19 protein-coding genes are annotated in these 17543 nt (G+C 69.9%); 13 read left to right on the forward strand and 6 right to left on the reverse strand.

Features of this window, described 5'->3' with window-relative positions; genetic code table 11:
• Positions 1–84: 84 nt before the first annotated feature.
• Positions 85–1032 carry an NAD(+) diphosphatase gene (nudC, locus tag AB0D57_RS26450; protein WP_362077820.1) on the forward strand — a complete coding sequence of 316 codons (948 nt, stop codon included), beginning with the start codon at positions 85–87 and terminating at the stop codon, positions 1030–1032.
• 195 nt (positions 1033–1227) lie between these two features.
• On the opposite strand, the gene AB0D57_RS26455 is transcribed toward nudC, so the two are convergent.
• Both AB0D57_RS26455 and AB0D57_RS26460 read right to left on the reverse strand, forming a co-directional pair.
• The gene (locus AB0D57_RS26455; RefSeq protein WP_362077823.1) at positions 1228–1785 is read right to left on the reverse strand and encodes a GNAT family N-acetyltransferase; all 558 of its coding nucleotides are present in this window, start codon (positions 1783–1785) and stop codon (positions 1228–1230) included.
• 374 nt (positions 1786–2159) lie between these two features.
• Positions 2160–2417 (reverse strand): mycoredoxin, encoded by a 258-nt coding sequence (locus AB0D57_RS26460; RefSeq protein WP_362077826.1) that lies wholly within the window; start codon positions 2415–2417, stop codon positions 2160–2162.
• Between the two features lie 179 nt (positions 2418–2596).
• On the opposite strand from AB0D57_RS26460, the gene AB0D57_RS26465 reads away from it, so the two are divergent.
• From AB0D57_RS26465 to AB0D57_RS26485, 5 genes are all read left to right on the forward strand, one after another.
• Positions 2597–4792 carry an ATP-dependent DNA helicase UvrD2 gene (locus AB0D57_RS26465; protein ID WP_362077829.1) on the forward strand — a complete coding sequence of 732 codons (2196 nt, stop codon included), beginning with the start codon at positions 2597–2599 and terminating at the stop codon, positions 4790–4792.
• 163 nt (positions 4793–4955) lie between these two features.
• Positions 4956–5288 (forward strand): hypothetical protein, encoded by a 333-nt coding sequence (locus AB0D57_RS26470; protein ID WP_362077833.1) that lies wholly within the window; start codon positions 4956–4958, stop codon positions 5286–5288.
• 176 nt (positions 5289–5464) lie between these two features.
• Positions 5465–5833, forward strand: a complete 369-nt coding sequence (locus tag AB0D57_RS26475) for a WhiB family transcriptional regulator (RefSeq protein ID WP_099499760.1) — start codon at positions 5465–5467, stop codon at positions 5831–5833.
• Positions 5830–6153, forward strand: coding sequence for a hypothetical protein (locus AB0D57_RS26480; protein WP_362077838.1), 324 nt, complete (start codon positions 5830–5832; stop codon positions 6151–6153). The genes AB0D57_RS26475 and AB0D57_RS26480 overlap by 4 nt, the downstream gene beginning before the upstream one ends.
• A gap of 148 nt (positions 6154–6301) precedes the next feature.
• Complete coding sequence (locus AB0D57_RS26485; RefSeq protein ID WP_362077906.1) at positions 6302–6487, forward strand: hypothetical protein; 186 nt, start codon at positions 6302–6304, stop codon at positions 6485–6487.
• A gap of 13 nt (positions 6488–6500) precedes the next feature.
• Here the strand turns inward: AB0D57_RS26485 and AB0D57_RS26490 are convergent, their stop codons facing one another.
• Together AB0D57_RS26490 and AB0D57_RS26495 are read right to left on the reverse strand one after the other, a co-directional pair.
• A complete protein-coding gene (locus tag AB0D57_RS26490; RefSeq protein WP_362077841.1) occupies positions 6501–7877 on the reverse strand; it encodes an AarF/ABC1/UbiB kinase family protein in 1377 nt (458 codons plus the stop codon).
• Positions 7870–9051, reverse strand: a complete 1182-nt coding sequence (locus AB0D57_RS26495) for a ThiF family adenylyltransferase (protein WP_362077844.1) — start codon at positions 9049–9051, stop codon at positions 7870–7872. Before AB0D57_RS26495 ends, AB0D57_RS26490 begins: the two co-directional genes overlap by 8 nt.
• A gap of 219 nt (positions 9052–9270) precedes the next feature.
• Here AB0D57_RS26495 and AB0D57_RS26500 point away from each other — a divergent pair, with 219 nt between their 5' ends.
• The 4 genes from AB0D57_RS26500 (at position 9271) to AB0D57_RS26515 (ending at position 13209) form a co-directional block, all read left to right on the forward strand.
• Entirely contained in the window at positions 9271–9867 is a 597-nt protein-coding gene (locus AB0D57_RS26500; RefSeq protein ID WP_362077847.1) for a M48 family metallopeptidase, read from the forward strand.
• 150 nt (positions 9868–10017) lie between these two features.
• Positions 10018–11745: a TerD family protein gene (locus AB0D57_RS26505; RefSeq protein WP_362077850.1), complete on the forward strand. Its 1728-nt coding sequence runs from the start codon at positions 10018–10020 to the stop codon at positions 11743–11745.
• A gap of 11 nt (positions 11746–11756) precedes the next feature.
• The gene (locus AB0D57_RS26510; protein WP_362077853.1) at positions 11757–12437 is read left to right on the forward strand and encodes an AIM24 family protein; all 681 of its coding nucleotides are present in this window, start codon (positions 11757–11759) and stop codon (positions 12435–12437) included.
• A gap of 16 nt (positions 12438–12453) precedes the next feature.
• Entirely contained in the window at positions 12454–13209 is a 756-nt protein-coding gene (locus AB0D57_RS26515) for an AIM24 family protein (protein ID WP_362077856.1), read from the forward strand.
• A gap of 77 nt (positions 13210–13286) precedes the next feature.
• Here AB0D57_RS26515 and AB0D57_RS26520 read toward each other — a convergent pair whose 3' ends face one another.
• Complete coding sequence (locus AB0D57_RS26520) at positions 13287–13808, reverse strand: NUDIX hydrolase (protein ID WP_362077859.1); 522 nt, start codon at positions 13806–13808, stop codon at positions 13287–13289.
• Entirely contained in the window at positions 13805–15256 is a 1452-nt protein-coding gene (locus AB0D57_RS26525) for a zinc-dependent metalloprotease (RefSeq protein WP_362077862.1), read from the reverse strand. Before AB0D57_RS26525 ends, AB0D57_RS26520 begins: the two co-directional genes overlap by 4 nt.
• A gap of 191 nt (positions 15257–15447) precedes the next feature.
• Here AB0D57_RS26525 and AB0D57_RS26530 point away from each other — a divergent pair, with 191 nt between their 5' ends.
• The 3 genes from AB0D57_RS26530 to AB0D57_RS26540 all read left to right on the forward strand — a co-directional run bounded on the left by AB0D57_RS26530 (position 15448) and on the right by AB0D57_RS26540 (position 17475).
• The gene (locus tag AB0D57_RS26530; protein ID WP_362077865.1) at positions 15448–16563 is read left to right on the forward strand and encodes an SDR family oxidoreductase; all 1116 of its coding nucleotides are present in this window, start codon (positions 15448–15450) and stop codon (positions 16561–16563) included.
• 144 nt (positions 16564–16707) lie between these two features.
• Complete coding sequence (locus AB0D57_RS26535; protein WP_362077868.1) at positions 16708–17169, forward strand: molybdenum cofactor biosynthesis protein MoaE; 462 nt, start codon at positions 16708–16710, stop codon at positions 17167–17169.
• A 66-nt stretch (positions 17170–17235) separates the two neighbouring features.
• Positions 17236–17475, forward strand: coding sequence for a hypothetical protein (locus AB0D57_RS26540; protein WP_362077871.1), 240 nt, complete (start codon positions 17236–17238; stop codon positions 17473–17475).
• Positions 17476–17543: the final 68 nt, after the last annotated feature.

Consider the following 17543-nt stretch of genomic DNA (forward strand, 5'->3'; position numbering starts at 1 on the left):
GCTCTCCGCACCCGCCCTGCCGTACGTCCTGCTGATGAACCGCCCGCCGAAAAAACCGTTACACCGGGGGAGTTGGAAGCACCCGTGACCACCTGGACCGACCCGACCGCCGACCGTCCCCTCTCGCTCACCGCCCCGAGCGGCATCGACCGGGCCGCCCACCAGCGGCTCGACGAGGCCTGGCTCGCGGCGGCCTGGAGCCATCCCACGACCCGCGCCTTCGTGGTCTCCGGCGGTCAGGTGCTCATCGACGAGACGCCGGACGGCACCACCGAACTCGTGATGACCCCGTCCTTCGAGGCCCCACTCACCGAGGCACACCGCTACTTCCTGGGCACGGACGACGACGGTGTGAGCTATTTCGCACTCCAGAAGGACACGCTTCCCGGCCGCATCGACCAGTCCGCGCGTCCGGCGGGACTGCGCGAGGCAGGCCTGCTCCTGTCACCCCGCGACGCGGGCCTGATGGTGCACGCGGTCGCCCTGGAGAACTGGCAGCGGCTGCACCGCTTCTGCTCGCGCTGCGGCGAGCGCACCGTGATCGCGGCAGCCGGCCACATCCGCCGCTGCCCCGCCTGCGGAGCCGAGCACTACCCGCGCACCGACCCGGCCGTGATCATGGCGGTGACGGACGACGATGACCGCATCCTGCTCGGCCGCCAGGTGCACTGGCCCGAAGGACGCTTCTCCACGCTCGCCGGCTTCGTCGAACCCGGCGAGTCCATCGAGCAGTCGGTGCGCCGCGAGGTCTTCGAGGAGGCGGGCATCACGGTCGGCGAGGTCGAGTACATCGCCAGCCAGCCCTGGCCCTTCCCGTCCAGCCTCATGCTCGGCTTCATGGCCCGTGCCACCTCGTCCGAGATCAACGTCGACGGCGAGGAGATCCAGGAGGCCCGCTGGTTCTCCCGCGAAGACCTGCGAACCGCCTTCGAGTCCGGCGAGGTGCTGCCTCCGTACGGCATCTCCATCGCCGCCCGCCTGATCGAACTCTGGTACGGCAAGCCCCTGCCGCGCCCGGGAGGGGCAGCCTGACCGATGCGTGCCACGCAACTCACTGAGTGACACGCATCACGCAACAGGGGCGGCCCCTGAACCCGAGTCAGGGACCGCCCCCGTCACTGCCACCCGTCACCGCCCGCAGCGCTTGCTGTATCCGGGCAAGAGTGAGCCCCTGCCAGCCACGGGGAGACGCGCTTCGGTGCCGAACGCTCCCTTCGCAGACTGCTCTCAGCGCAGATCGAGCAGCATCACGTCGTGCAGGTCCACGCTCTCCCCCCACGGCCGCGCCTCGCCGGTCTTGCGGTATCCCCACGCCCGGTAAGCGGCCGACGCCGCCTTGGTGCCCGGGTGGACGTTCAACAGCACCCGCTCGGCCCCGATGCCGTCGAGCAGCGTCTCGTGCAGACGACGCGCGATGCCCTGTCCACGCCACGGTCCGCGCACGGCGAGTTCCATGAGCCCGAAGGTGCGGTGCCCGTCCTCGCGCCGCATGTCCTCGGGCACCGGCTCGGTCAGTTCGTCCCACCAGCCCGTGTCGGGACCGAGCGGGTAGCCGTACGCCATGCCGACCGGCTCGCCGTCCTCGCAACGGGCCAAGGTGGCGCGGAAGGCGCGGTTGCGAGCCTGGACGGGGAAGCGGCGGAAGGCGGCGGCGACGTCGTCCTCGGTCTCGTTGTAAGGAGGCTCGGCGAACGCTTCGGCGTAGATCAGCCTGAACGCGTCCTCGGCCTGCACTGCGGCCGATCCATCCATGCGCTCTACCGCGATGGTCCCTTGCTGCGTCATGTGGTGCCCCCTCGGACGGTCTCGCAATGTGCTCGCCGCATTCGCGGCCCGCTGAAACTCCCGGGTCTTACCCGCCAAAGGCTGTGAGGCCCCGATCCCCATGGTCGCAGGGCGTTGCCTGCCAGTCGCACCACAGGCACTCGGCCTCAAAGGCCACGTCAGGAGGTAGGTGCACGCCGCCGAGGGAGTGCGGCGTGCCGAATCTCGCCCACGGCTGCCCCGTACGGAAGCCGCAGCGACGTTGGCGGTGCGGTGGCAGTCGGCGCGAGCAGCGGCGTCACCGACCGACCAGCCGCCGTATTGCTGAGCAGTCGAACGGACACGAGACCCGCGCCCGTGGTCCTTGGGCGGGGCCTCGTGCGCCTACTCCCGGGTCAGACGCCGAGTGCCTGCTTCACCTGGGCAAGGCTCGGGTTCGTCATCACGACCTCAGTGCCACCATTGGCGGGAACTACCTGAACCGTCGGAACGGTCTGGTTTCCGCCGTTCGCCTTCTCCACGAACGCCGCGGACTGCGGGTCCTGCTCGATGTTGATCTCGTTGTACGCGATGCCCTCGCGGTCCATCTGCTTCTTCAGCCGCGTGCAGTAGCCGCACCACGTGGTGCTGTACATCGTCACAGTGCCCTGCATGTCTCTCGCGCTCCTTTTGCTGCCTGGGGGTGCGTGGTCGCAGAGAGAGGAACGTACGGGACGGGGCCGCCATTCCCGCACGCGGGCGGCGGGGAGCGACTGCCGCATTAGTACGACTGCAGGCGCCTCCCTGTGGACAACCGGCTCATCCGTCCCCGGCGACCTGGCAGCATGGCGGGGTGACAGCAGCAACGCACTCCACCCTTTTCCCGCAGGTTCCGGACACGGCCGACGCGGTGCTCGACGGGCTCGACCCCGAGCAGCGCGCAGTGGCCACCGCCCTGCACGGTCCGGTGTGCGTGCTGGCCGGCGCCGGCACGGGCAAGACGCGAGCGATCACCCACCGCATCGCCTACGGGGTGCGCGCGGGAATCCTCCAGCCCTCCACTGTGCTCGCCGTCACCTTCACCAACCGAGCCGCGGGCGAGATGCGCGGCCGCCTGCGTCAGCTCGGCGCCGGCGGCGTCCAGGCCCGCACCTTTCACTCCGCCGCGCTGCGCCAGTTGCAGTACTTCTGGCCGAAAGCAGTCGGCGGCAGCCTGCCCCGGCTCGTCGACCGCAAGATCCAGCTCGTCGCCGATGCCGCGGCGGCCTGCCGCATCCGCCTCGACCGGGGCGAGCTGAGGGACGTCACCGCCGAGATCGAATGGTCCAAGGTCACCCAGACCATCCCCGCCGACTACGCGGCCGCCGCAGCCAAGGCCGGCCGTGAGTCCCCTCGTAATCCGGCCGAGATCGCCCAGGTCTACGCCACCTACGAGACCCTGAAGCGTGACCGCGCGGTCATCGACTTCGAGGACGTCCTGCTGCTCACCGTCGCCATCCTCCAGGACCGGCACGACATCGCAGAACAGGTTCGCGCCCAGTACCAGCACTTCGTGGTCGACGAGTACCAGGACGTCAGCCCTCTTCAACAGCGACTCCTTGAGCTGTGGCTCGGCGAGCGCGACAGCCTCTGCGTCGTCGGCGACGCCAGCCAGACGATCTATTCGTTCACCGGTGCAACTCCCGACCACCTACTCGACTTTCGCACCCGCCACCCCGCGGCCACCGTGGTCAAGCTCGTCCGCGACTACCGCTCCTCACCCCAAGTGGTGCACCTTGCCAACGGCCTGCTCGCCCAGGCCCGCGGCCGGGCCGCCGACCACCGCCTGGAGCTGATCTCCCAGCGCGCCTCCGGCCCCGAGCCCGGCTACGCCGAGTACACGGACGAGCCCGCCGAGGCCGAGGGCGCCGCCCGCCGTATCCGTGACCTCATCGCCTCCGGCATCCCCGCGGGAGAAATCGCGATCCTCTTCCGTACCAACTCCCAGTCCGAGATCTACGAACAGGCTCTCGCCGACGCCGGAGTGCCCTACCAGCTGCGCGGCGCCGAGCGGTTCTTCGACCGTCCCGAGGTGCGCAAAGCGGGTACCGCCCTACGCGCCGCCGCCCGCTTCGGAGCCAACGACTCGCTCCTCGACGACGCCGTCGACCTGCCCTCCCAGGTCCGCGCGGTGCTGTCCGGCGAAGGCTGGACCAGCGAGCCACCCGCGGGCTCCGGCGCGGTCAGAGAACGCTGGGAGTCGCTGGCTGCCCTCGTACACCTCGCCCAGGACTTCGCCGCGGCCAAGCAGGGCGCCACTCTCAGTGACCTCGTGGCGGAGCTCGACGAGCGCGCGAGTGCCCAGCACGCCCCGACCGTCCAGGGCGTCACCCTCGCCTCCCTGCACTCGGCCAAGGGACTGGAGTGGGACGTCGTCTTCCTGGTCGGCGTCGCCGAGGGCATGATGCCGATCACCTACGCAAAGACCGAAGAGCAGATCGAGGAGGAGCGTCGCCTCCTCTACGTCGGAGTCACCCGCGCAAGAGAACACCTCTTCATCTCCTGGGCACTGTCCCGCTCGCCCGGCGGCAGACCCAACCGCCGGCCCAGCCGATTCCTCGACGGGCTGCGCCCCGGCTCGGTCGCCACCGCGGTCCGCAGCAGCGGCGCCGGTTCAGGAGGCATCGAGCGCGGCGTGGGCAGCAGCGGAGGAACCGTCGTGCGACGGGCGAGCCGGACCCCGGCCCGCTGCCGGGTCTGCGGCCGCACACTCACCGACGCCGGTGAGATGAAGCTGATGCGCTGTGAGGACTGTCCGTCCGACATGGACGAGGGTCTGTACGAGCGGCTGCGCGAGTGGCGGGCGGTGCAGGCGCAGCGCAGCGGCCAGCCCGCGTTCTGCGTCTTCACCGACAAGACGCTCATGGCCATCGCCGAGACCGTGCCGGACGACGAGGGCGAGTTGGCGCGGATCCCTGGGGTCGGAGTACGCAAGCTCAACCGGTTCGGAGCCGATGTTCTGGCCATCTGCGCAGGTCAAGAGCTTCGAGGCGGCGATGAAGGTGACTGAACCAAACTCGTCGAGAAAATAGTTTGCGCATGCCCCAGCAATCCCCATAGGTTCTTAGCACGGGAACGGCGGCCTTCTCCGAGGCCCTGGTTCCGTGCTGTACTTAATAACCGTCGGACTGGCTCACCCCGGTCCCCTTAGACGCCGAGAGGAGGCGATTCCAGTGATCAGCATCAACACCAGCTCCAGCAGCGCCATCAGCACCGTCAAAATGACCGATCGCTCGGTCGTCTCCCTGTGCATGCTCGGCGTCTCGAACCTGGGCACCGGTCTGTCCGGCATTCCTGCCATCCGGCCGGCGTCCTCCATGTCTCTCGCGGGCCTTCCCGTCCGTGAGCGCAATGAGCGACCGATCCAGGCACTGGAAGCAGCAGTAGTGGCAGAGGCCCAGGCCTATGCCTTTGCGGCAGCCGGTGCCGGATCCCTGAAGCAGACGACGAAGCACCACACGATGTGGGCCTTCCGTGGGCCTGAACCCTGGAGTGATCCAGCCTGATCCTCGATCAGGCCGGCGCCTTCAGGGCCGCGGAACCCCACCCGGGATCCGCGGCCCTTCTGTTTGTCCCCGACCGGGGACGGCGGAGCGAAGGGGCCTCGGGACAAGAAAAGAACCCGGTACCAGCCGCCAACCGGCCAACCCGGCCGGCACGACCAGACGAGGAAGACGAAACCGTGCAACTCGAAGCGCACGCCCCGTCCGTACCGCCTTCCGAAACGATCCCCCCGCCCGGCCTCACGGAGGACTCCACCTTGACCCCGCTCACTGCGCTCACCGCGCTCGACGACGCCATCGAGAACCTCGGCGTACCCGTCCCCTGCCGCTCCTACGACCCGGAGGTCTTCTTCGCCGAGTCGCCGGCCGATGTCGAGTACGCCAAGTCCCTCTGCCGCACCTGCCCGCTGATCGAGGCCTGCCTCGCCGGCGCCAAGGAGCGGCGTGAGCCCTGGGGCGTCTGGGGCGGCGAGCTCTTCGTCCAGGGTGTTGTCGTTGCCCGCAAGCGGCCGCGTGGCCGCCCGCGCAAGAACCCGGTTGCGGCATGAACACCGCAGGAACGATCGATCGCCCCCTGACGCACGACCCCAAGAAACAGGCCCCGATGAAGCCGTCCACCAGCGAGCCCACAGGCTCCGCCATCCCAGACTTCACCACCACCGGCGCGAACGACTCGCGTCAGAACAGGACCCGCGAGATGCAACTCATCCCAGAAGCCCTGGCTCGTGCGCATATGCACGAGCGACTGCACGAGGCCGAGCGGGAACGCCGGGCTGTGCGCCTGGCCACCGCCCGCCGGATGCAGCGTCGGGCCGAGCGCGCCTCCCTGCGTGCTCGGCGCGCGCTCGCCATGGCGGTCATGCAGTAGCCGAAGGCAGTCGCAGGCAGTAACTCATCCACGGGGGGCGGTCCGAACGGACCGACCCCCGCGGTGCGTTGTGCCGACGAACCGCCGATCACGGCGATATCGTCGCCGCGTGACGAGTCTTCCCGGGGACAGTGACAGCACCAACTCCATGCGGCGGCCCGACGCGGCCGACGCCCGGTACATCGTGTGCGCTCGCTGCGGTACCCCGGCCGACGGACCCCAGCCGACGTGGACCTGCTCCGTGGAGAACGGCGCCCGCCACTACTTCTGTGACACCTGCGCCCGGAGCAATCTCAGGGCCATCGAAGGGCGCCTGGACTCGGCGTGGTGGTAGCCGAGGACCGAACTCAGGCCTGTGCAGCCGACTCCCCCTCGTCCAGCGTCTCCTCCGTCGGCTCCTCGTCCGGCATGAACCCGGGCAACCACTCCTCCAGTTCATCGCGCAGACGGACCGTCGCACCCAACTGGCACAGGACTCCGATGGTGCTCAGGGTGACGCGGTGTATCAGGAGATACGACGGCGGCAGATTGAGCAGCCTGCCCAACTGATGGGCGGGAGAACGGGGATCGGCCACCCGGGCGGCCTGGCTGCGCATCCAGCCGCGGGTGAAGGCGAACTCGTCGACCTGGGCCGGTTCGATGATCGGCAGGAGGTAGTCCAGGACCGCGTCGGGTTCGAGCTCTATGGACTCCTTGACGAAGCCTTCCTCGCGCAGCAACTCGTAGACCGCCTCGGCCTCGCCGGCGAGAGTCATACGGAGGGAGTAGCCGATCGTCGCGGGCAGACCGCCCGGGAGACGGTCGACCGTGCCGAAGTCCAGGACGCCCAGCCGCCAGCCGCTCTTGTCGTCCGGCAGGAGCCGGAAGTTGCCCGGGTGCGGATCGGCGTGCAGCAGGCCGGTGCGGGCGGGGCCCGAGAAGAGGAAACGGGCCAGCAGTTGACCCGCACGGTCCCGCTGCTCCTGGGTGCCGGCGGTGATCACCTCCGACAGGGGGATCCCGTCGATCCACTCGGTCACCAGAATCTGGTCGCACTGGTGCACCACTGCCGGCACCTGCACATCAGGGTCGCCCGCGAATTCCTCGGCATGCGCTTGCTGGGCCTGTGCTTCCAGTCCGTAGTCGAGTTCCTCGGACACCCGGTCGCGCAGTTCCGTGATGAGTGGCTTGATGTCCATGCCGGGGATCAGAGGGCCCAGAAGTCTGGCGAATCGGCTGAGCTGGGTCAGGTCGGAGAGCAGGGCCTCGCCCGCCCCGGGGTACTGCACTTTGACGGCGACCTCGCGTCCGTCGTGCCACACCGCCCGGTGCACCTGGCCGATCGAGGCCGCCGCGGACGGTTTGTCCTCGAACTCCAGGAACAGCTGGGACCAGTCCTCGCCGAGCCGCTCCTGAAGCACGGAGCGCACCGTGCTCGTCGGCATCGGCGGCGCCGCGTCCTGGAGCTTCGTCAGAGCCGCGCGATACGGTCCGGCGACCTCCTCGGGCAGCGCCGATTCGAAGACGGACAGGGCCTGCCCGAATTTCATCGCGCCGCCCTTGAGCTCGCCGAGCACCTTGAAGAGTTGCTCCGCCGTGCGCTGCTGCAGCTCGCGGCCCACGATCTCCGCCGACTTCCCGCCGATCCGCTTGCCCAGCCCCCAAGTCGCTCGCCCGGCGAAGCCGAGCGGTAGCGCGGCGAGTTTGGCCGTCCGGGTGACGGCCTTCCGGGGAAGATCAGACATGCGCCCTCCAAGTCCCAGACAGCCGTGCCGCGTACGACTGTTGCCCCGCCATTGTCTCGTGCGGCTCCCCGTTGTCCGGGGCGCGTTCCCCTTTCTTACCTTTGTCCGCGGCGTCGCACGGACATGCGGGGTGTGACCACACCGGCTTCGCGTGCCAGTCGAACCCCGGCACGGAGGTCTCCCATCGCGCCCCGGCGCTGGAGGGCAACCGTCCGTCGAGGAAGGCGAGCGCATGCCCGGCGGCCAGTCCGGCGACACCGGTCGCCAGGGCGAGGTCGCACGCCGGCACCTGGCGCGATGGTCCCGAGCGCCACTGGGCGACCAGACGAGGCCAGGTCGGATCCCGGTCGACCCGCCCCCGGTCCAGGCAGCCCGCGCAGCCGGTGTCGCCGGGCAGGACCAGGGGCCCGACGACACCCGTCCCCTCCACGACTCCCGCGTACAGATGGGGTGTCCCCGAGGTGATCAGTGGCTCGGCGGTGACCGGATCGGGGGCGTGGACAGCCAGGCTGTCCCGGGGCGCGAGGATCACCAGTGACAGTCCGAGTTCGTCTGTCTCGGTGATCGGCCGTGGGGGCCGATCCGGTGCCGCTCGGCGCACCGCCCGCCGGGCGGCCTCCTCTCGGCGCTCGCCGATGGACTCCGCGGGCAGTCCGCCCGGCGCCACGTCCCACGGTTCGACGCGGCCGACATCGCGCACCTCGACCTCGCCCACGCCTGCGCCCGCCAGCAACGAGGCCAGGACGACTCCCACCCGGCCCGCGCCTCGCACCTGCACGTGCAGTGAGCGACGGGCGGCCAGGTGTTTCATGGCGTCTCCCGGTGCGGGGGCGACGAGGGAGAGGGACGCCAGGTCGGGACGCAGCCGGTCCATGACCGCCTTCTTCTTGCGCAGGGAGTCGGCGGCCGGACCGCCGCCCGTCGTGTCGTCCAGCAGACCGGACCGGGCCAGCCGCTCCACCAGCGCGTCGACATGGCCGTCGGGCAGACCCATGCCGCGTCCCTCGTCGCGCAGGTGTGGCAGCCCGCGGGTGCCGTCGAGCAGGTCGAGGAAGCTGCCCGTCGCCGTGTCCACCGGGCCCAGCACCATCGCGTGCGCGGGTGCCATCCCGAACTGCACGGTGTTGAGATCCCGCCAGCCGCGCCGCAGCGTGGGCTTCACCATCGGATGCATGACCGACCCCCGTACCCGTAGAGCATCCCCGTGTGTGTCGGCGGGGTCCGTCCTGGTCCCGTCGACCGAATGCCAGCATGCCCGGACCGGCCGAATGGTGCCGAAAGTTGTCCACAGGCGGTGGTGTTCATCGTATAAATCAAGCGCACGGAGTGCGGATCGGAACCGAACCGTCCCGGGGACGGGACTTCGCCCATGTGCAGCGGGTAACGTCGGGGCGTGCCCGCCGACCCACTGCACCGCGCCGGAAAACCACAGCGCAGCACGACGAGCCTGCCGCCAAGCGGCTCGGGGGCGAGCGCGATCGAGGTCCGCAGGAGCACGCGACGGCGCAGAACGGTCTCCGCGTACCGCGAGGGCGATCGCACCGTCGTGCTCATCCCCGCCCGGATGTCCGAGGCGGAGGAGCAGCGCTGGGTGACCGTCATGCTCGACAAGCTGGCCGCCCAGGAGAGCAAACGGGTGCTCGGCGATGCCGAGCTGACCGAGCGCGCCGCTCGGTTGTCGGGCCAGTACTTCGACGGCCGGGCCCGGCCCACCTCGGTCCGTTGGGTCACCAATCAGAACACGCGCTGGGGCTCGTGCACCCCCGCCGAGGGCAGTATCCGCCTGTCGCACCGGTTGCAGGGCATGCCCGAGTACGTCGTCGACTACGTCCTCGTCCACGAACTCGCGCACCTTCTCGTGCCCGGACACGGGCCCCGCTTCTGGCGGCTGTTGGAGGCGTATCCGCGTACGGAGCGTGCGCGCGGCTACCTGGAAGGGGTTGTCGCCGCCGACCGGCTGCCCCATCTGCCGACCGAGCGCGAGGAATAGCGGGCGGGCGGCGGCGCTCCCTGCGGAGGGGGTTCGCCCCCGTCGAGGGGTGATTGTGTACCGGGTCTGTACCGGCTGCGGTCGCGCCCAGAATTTGCCGTTAGCCTGGCGCGACGCAATGGCACTCGGGATGGGGGACGGTCGGTACGCATGGCCAGGGAATTCCAGCGCGGCCACAAGGCCAGGATCAGTGACCTCACCGCGGGCACCGATCTGTACGTAGGTGTGCAGATCGCCGGCCCCGGACTGACCTTCGACATCAGTTGCTTCGGTCTGGATGCCGAGGAACGGCTTTCGGACGATCAGTACTTCGTCTTCTTCAACCAGCCGAAGACCCCTGAAGAATCCATCCAACTCCTCGGTGCCCAGGCGGGTGACACCGAGTCCTTCCGTGTCACCCTCGACCGGATCCCGGCGCAGATCCAGAAGCTGTCGTTCACGGCGACCATCGACGGCGCCGGGCAGATGTCGCAGATCGCCCCCGGCTATCTCCGTATCGTCGCGGGCGGCGAGGAGGTGGCCCGGTACTCGTTCAACGGCGCGGAGTTCTCCACGGAGCGTGCCGTGATGCTGGGCGACTTCTACCTGAAGGACGTCTGGCGGTTCGCCGCCGTGGGGCAGGGCTTCGACGGCGGACTCGACGCGCTGCTGAAGAACTTCGGCGGTGAGGTCGCCGAGGAGCAACCCGCCGCACAGCAGCCGAAGGACGGCGCCGTACCGTCCTTCGCCCCACCCGCCCAGGCCACCGCGCCGCCCGCGTTCGCCGCCCCGGCCGCACCTGCCCCGGCGCCTGCTCCCGCACCCGCGCCTGCTCCGGCGCCCGTACCGCAGCCCGCCGCGCAGGGTTTTGCCCCACCCCAGGGGACCACCCCGCCTCCCGTCCCGGCGCCCCCTGTGCCCCCCATGCCCGCCGCGCCCCCCGTGCACGCCGCGCCGACCATCGCCGCGCCCCTGCACTCCCCGCCGGGCGGTACCGTGCCACCGCCGAGTCCCGCGCCGTACGCGCAGCCGCCCGGGCAGCCCGGTCCGCCGCCGGGCTACGGCCAGCAGCCTCCCGGCCAGACGGCTCCGTTGCCGCCCGGATACGGCCAGCAGGCCCCGACGGCACCCCCCGGCTACGGACAGCAGCCGCCGTACGGCCAGGTCCCGGGCCAGGCGCCCGGTCAGCCCGGCGCGCCCTCCCCGTACGCCGTTCCCCAGGGCGCCCCGCAGGGTGGTGCCGGTGTGACCGCCGCGCTGGGAGCGTTCAAGGAGACGCCCACCGGCCAGCGGTGGACCCAGCAGAACAAGAAGCTCGTCCGGGTCGACCTCGGCATCGGTGACCAGCCCGTACTGGCCCGCCAGGGCAGCATGGTGCTCTACCAGGGCAAGGTCGAGTTCGGCTACAAGGGTGCCGGGTTCGCCGGACGGATCGTTGGCAACGCGACCGGCCAGGAGATGCAGCTGATGCGCTGCTCGGGCCGCGGCCAGGTGTTCCTCGCGGACAGCGCCGCCCACTTGCACCCCATCGAACTCCAGGGCGACGCCATCTGCGTGTCCGCCGAGAACGTCCTCGCCTTCGACGAGACCCTCCAGTACGAGGTGCGCAGGATCGAGGGGCACGGCATTCCCGGAGGCGCGCTGTTCACGATGCAGTTCCAGGGAACCGGCACGGTCGTCGTCAAGACGCATGGCGCCCCCGTCGTACTGCCCGTGACGCCGACGACGTTCGCCGACTGCAACGCCGTCGTCGCGTGGTCCGCGGCCTCCCAGGTGATCGTGTCCAGCCAGGTGCGGATGCGCCGCAACGCCTACCCCGGCGACACCGGAGAGAGCGTGAACCTCCAGTTCCGCGGCGCGCCCGGCAATTTCATCGTCGTCCAGCCGTACGAGGTCTGAGGGAGCCCGTCATGAACCAGCCACTCGCGGGCTTCGCCCCGGCACCCGTCACCGCCCGCATGGAGAACCACGGCAACCACATGCTGAAGGTCGCCATGCAGACCGGAAACGACCTCTTCGCGCGCGTGGGCTCGATGGTCGCCTACGAAGGGTTCGTCCAGTACGAGCCCAACCCGCCCGCCGTACGCCAGATCGCCAAGGACTGGATGACCGGTGAGGGCGCGCCCCTCATGAAGTGCACGGGCGACGGCCTGCTCTATCTCGCCGACTACGGGGCGAACGTCGTCGTCATCAACCTCAACGGGGACGCCATCTCCGTCAACGCCACCAACCTGCTCGCCTTCGACGCACACCTCACCTGGGGCGTCGAGCGCGTCAAGGGGCTCGCCAAGTTCGCCGGGCAGGGCCTGTGGAACACCAAGATCTCCGGGCAGGGCTGGGTCGCGCTGACCTCCCGCGGCACGCCGATCGTCGTCGACTGCGGCGGCGGTGAGGACGAGACGTACGTCGACCCGGACGCGCTCGTCGCCTGGTCCCCGAACCTCAAGGTGAAGGGCAAGCGCAGCTTCAAGGCACAGTCGCTGATCGGGCGCGGCAGCGGCGAGGCGTACCAGATGGCGTTCTCCGGGCAGGGCATCGTCGTCGTCCAGCCCAGCGAGGACAGCACCGACCGCCTCCGGATCCGGGGCTGAGGGGGAGCAGGACACCATGCAGAGCCCGATTTTCGGCTACAACGAGCAGCAGACCCAGGAGCGCTACAGCCTGCAGAACTCGCAGATGTTGCGCGTCGTCCTGGAGGGCCACGACGACATCCTCGCCCGCAAGGGCACCATGGTCGCCTACCAGGGGCTTGTCGAGTTCGACGCCGAATACCAGAACAACGGCCAGCGCCGCGCGCGTGCCCACACCGGTGAGGGCCTCGACCTGATGCGCTGCCACGGTCAGGGAACGGTCTACCTCGCGAATCTTGCCCAGCACGTGCACATGGTCGATGTGGACCAGGACGGTCTCACCGTCGACAGCAGCTACGTCCTGGCGATGGACTCCTCACTGCACCATGAGGTCATCGCCGTGGACAGCCAGTACGGCATCTCCGGCTCCGGCAAGTACCAGCTCAACATCACCGGTCGCGGCAAGGTCGCCCTGATGACCTCGGGGATGCCGCTGATGATGCAGGTCACGCCGGACAAGTACGTCAACTGTGACGCCGACGCCACCGTCGCCTGGTCCACCGGCCTGCGCGTGCAGATGCAGGCCCAGACGCATTCCTCCGGAGTGTGGCGGCGTCGCGGCAACACCGGTGAAGGCTGGGAGCTCAGCTTCCTGGGCCAGGGCTACGCCCTCGTCCAGCCGAGCGAGCTGCTGCCGCCGCAGAACGCGGTGATCGGCCAGGGGGTGCGCGCCCAGTACGGCATGGGGCAGCAAGGCGCGCAGGGGCAGAACCAGGGCAACGCCTGGAGCTGACGGACTGACCGGCCGACGGTCCAGGGAGCAAACGTAAGGGGCGACCGCAAGGGCGGCCGCCCCTTACCGCTTTACGCTCACAGCCTGGCGCGAGTGCCCTCCAGCAGCCGTACGACCGACTCGTCGGCCACGTCCGCGACCTCGTCGTAGTCGAACCAGCGCAAGTCCAGTGACTCGTCGCTGATCTCCTGAACGGCTCCAGGCGCGGCCACGACGGCGTACTGGACGTCGAAGTGCCAGTGGCACGGCGGCGGAATCGGATGCCTGTCGAGCCGCACGGGTCCGCCCGGCAGCAGCGTCAGCCCGGCGATGCCGGACTCCTCCGTGGCCTCGCGCAGAGCCGCGTCCGCCAGGGTGGCGTCCCCCGGCTCGCAGTGGCCGCCCATCTGGAGCCACATACGCAGCTTCTTGTGGAGGGTGAGCAGCACCCGGTCGTGCTCGGGGTCGATCACCAGGGCGCTCGCCGTGATGTGCCCGGCGTGGCACGACTTCCACATGCCGTCCGGGTGCGCCTCCAGGTGGTCCAGATATGCCTGGCGCAGCTCTTGCTGGTCCTCGTAGCTCTTCAGTACGAGGACCGCGTCGTCGTGGAGGGTCACTTGGTGCCGTCGCCCTTGCTGTCGTCCTCGGGGGCGTCCTTCGGGGCGTCTTCCTTCTTCAGGTTCGGCTTCTCGGTGGAGCCGCTCGCCGCCTCGCCGAGCATCTTGTCGAGCTCGGAGAAGTCCAGCTGCTCGCGGTGCACGAAGCCGTCCGGGTCGTCCAGGTCGGACGCCGTCGGCAGCATGTCCGGGTGGGCCCACAGGCCGTCCCGGCCGTCGACACCGCGCGCGTCGGTGAGCGAGGCCCACAGGCGCGAGGCATCCCGCAGCCGGCGCGGGCGCAGCTCGAGGCCGATGAGTGTGGCGAAGGTCTGCTCGGCGGGACCACCCGTGGCACGACGGCGGCGCAGCGTCTCGCGGAGCGCGTCCGCGGACGACAGACGAGGCTTTGCGGCGGAGTGCACGACCGCGTCCACCCAGCCCTCGACGAGCGCGAGCGCCGTCTCCAGACGGGCCAGCGCGGCCTTCTGCTCCGGCGTGTCCTCCGGCTGGAACATGCCCTGCTGGAGGGCGTCCTGCAACTGCTCCGGGTTCTGCGGGTCGAGCTGGCCGACCACGTCCTCCAGCTTGGCGGTGTCGACCTTGATCCCGCGCGCGTAGCCCTCGACCGCACCGAAGAGATGCGAGCGCAGCCATGGCACGTGGGCGAAGAGGCGCTGGTGGGCGGCCTCGCGCAGGGCGAGGTAGAGCCGCACCTCTTCCTGGGGGACGCCCAGGTCCTTGCCGAACGACGCGATGTTCAGCGGCAGCAGCGCGGCCCTGCCGGCCGGGCCGAGCGGCAGGCCGATGTCGGTCGAGCCGACGACCTCGCCCGCGAGCACGCCCACGGCCTGCCCGATCTGCGTACCGAACATGGCACCGCCCATGGAGCGCATCATGCCGATGAGCGGGCCCGCCATGGCCTGCATCTCCTCCGGCAGGACGTCACCCATGGCCGCGCCGACACGCTCGGCGACCGGGTCGACGAGCTCCTTCCACACCGGCAGGGTCGCCTCGACCCACTCCGCGCGGCTCCAGGCCACGGCGGAGCCGGCGCCGGACGGCAGGGACGTCGCGTCGTCCAGCCACAGATCGGCCAGGCGCACGGCCTCCTCGACCGCGGTGCGCTCGGCGGGGCCGACGCTCGCGTCCTTGGTGCCGTCAGAGGTGCCCTGGGAGACCGTCTGGCGGGCGATCTGCTTGGCCATTTCCCAGTTCACCGGGCCGCCCTCGTACGAGAGCATCTGGCCCAGCTGCTGGAACGCGGCGCCCAGGTCGTTGGGGTTCATGGAACCGAACATGGCTGCGAGCGGATTGTCGGCGCCGGGGCCGCCGGCTCCGGGAAACCCGAAACCGAACGGGTTGGCCGGGCCCTGACCACCGCCGCTCTGCTGGTCCTTCTTCTTGCCCTCGTCGCCGTTCTCCGGCTCCTCCGGCGGAAGGCCGAATCCGAATGGGGTGTCACTCACGGGATTCCTCGGCTGGTAAGGCCGCCGGTTCATTCCGGCGGCGACTGCCCGACAACACCACCCAGGGTAGACACCAGAGCCCGATCGGGCCTCGGTGCTTCGCCGACTCTCAGCCTGCGGCAGGATGGATGCCACCTGGTACGCACGCGTCACGCGCGTCCGTTACTGAAGACAACCGCTGGAGACGCCCGGTGAGTTCCCCAGATCCACAGGTTCGCGCAGCGCGAAACCACTCAACCAGCCCGGCCCTGCGCGGGCCCGTCGTCGCGGTCACCGGCGCCGCGTCCGGAGTGGGCGCGCTGCTCACCGAGCGGCTTGCCGCGTCCGAGGAGATCAAGCAGGTCATCGCCATCGACGAGCGGCGCGGCGAGTGCGCGGGCGCCCAGTGGCAGATCCTGGACGTCCGGGACCCGGCGATCGCCGAGAAGCTCCGCGGGGCGGACGTCGTGGTGCATCTCGCGCTCGACCTCGATCTGGAGACGGACGCGGCGGCGCGTACGGCGTACAACGTCCGGGGGACGCAGACCGTGCTCACGGCCGCCGCCGCGGCTGGGGTGCACCGTGTGGTCCTGTGCACCTCCGCGATGGTCTACGGCGCGCTGCCCGACAACGAACTGCCCCTCTCCGAAGACGCCGAACTGCGGGCGACGGCGGAGGCCACGGGAGTCGGGGACCTGCTCGAGATCGAGCGGCTCGCCCGGCGGGCGCCGCGCGCGCATCCCGGGCTCAATGTCACGGTCGTACGGCCGGGGGTGTTGGTCGGAGGCGGTACCGACACCGCGCTGACCAGGTACTTCGAGTCGCCGCGGCTGCTTGTGGTGGCCGGGTCGCGCCCGGCTTGGCAGTTCTGCCATGTCGAGGATCTGTGCAGTGCTCTGGAGTACGCCGTTCTGGAGAAGGTGGACGGAGAGCTGACTGTCGGATGCGACGGGTGGCTGGAACAGGAGGAGGTCGAGGAGCTGAGCGGGATTCGGCGGATGGAGCTGCCGTCCGCCGTCGCGCTGGGGGCGGCCGCGCGGCTTCACCGGATCGGGCTCACCCCGTCCCCGGCCGGGGACCTGGCGTACACGATGTACCCCTGGGTGGTGAGCGGGAGTCGGCTCCATGACGCCGGGTGGCGGGCGCAGTGGACCAATGAGGAGGTTCTCGCGGAGCTGCTCGAGGAGGTTGCCGGGCGGCATACGGTGGCGGGGCGGCGGCTCGGGCGGAAGGACGCGACGGCGGCGGGGGCCGCGGGGGCGACGGTCGCTCTGCTGGGTGCGGCGGCGGTTGTGCGGCGGGCGCGGAAGGCTCGGCGGCGGATCTGAGGCGGGTGGGTGCGGGTGCGTTGTGGTGGGCGTCCAGGTTTTCGCCCCGCCGCCCCTACCTTCCCTCCCCCCAGCTCTCGGCTTCGCCCGAGGGGAATGCTGACCGTGTTCCGCGATGTCAGTGGGCTGGGGCACGATGGACGTATGGCACCTACTTTTGATCATCCCGGTGAGCAGGGCGCGCAGGATCCGATTCGGTTGCTGGCGATTCGGGACGAGGCGCTTTCCGTGGACGAGGTCTTCCGGGCCGTCGGTGACGACGCCGCCGGAGGGACCGCGCTGTTCGTGGGCACTGTGCGCAATCACGACGGGGGTGCCGATGTCGACAAGCTCGGGTATTCGTGCCACCCCAGTGCCGAGGCCGAGATGAGGCGGATCGCCGAGAAGGTGGTCGCCGAGTATCCGGTACGGGCGCTGGCTGCCGTGCACCGTATCGGTGATCTCGCCGTGGGTGATCTCGCGGTCGTCGTCGCCGTGTCGTGTCCGCACCGCGGTGAGGCCTTCGAGGCGTGCCGCAAGCTGATCGACGATCTGAAGCACGAAGTGCCCATCTGGAAGCACCAGAAGTTCTCCGACGGCACGGAGGAGTGGGTCGGCGCCTGCTGATCACCTACCGATCGCCTGCCTTCCGGTTGCGTAACCGACCCCCTGGCGTGAGCGTTAACGACGTGGATGGTTAATCTGCTGATCAGTCAGTTGCGGTCGCTCATGGGTTGGGAGGTCGGCATGGCGTCGCTCGCCTGGTTGCTGATTCCGCTTTTGGCCGCGATCGGTGCTGGACTGTGGGGCAGTTGGGCCGGCCGGAACCGCAAGGCGGCGGGAGACGGCATCGAGCTCGAGGGCTACGCGCGCTTCCGCGAGGCGATGGAGCGGTCCGAGGCCAGGGAGAAGTCCCCCTCCGACGCGGTCTGAGGCGGCGTCGCTCCGTACCGGGCCGAGGCCTCGTACGGACGGCCCCGACAGTGCTCTGACAGCACTGT

The sequence above is a fragment of the Streptomyces sp. NPDC048275 genome, assembly GCF_040652275.1.
GTDB lineage: Bacteria > Actinomycetota > Actinomycetes > Streptomycetales > Streptomycetaceae > Streptomyces.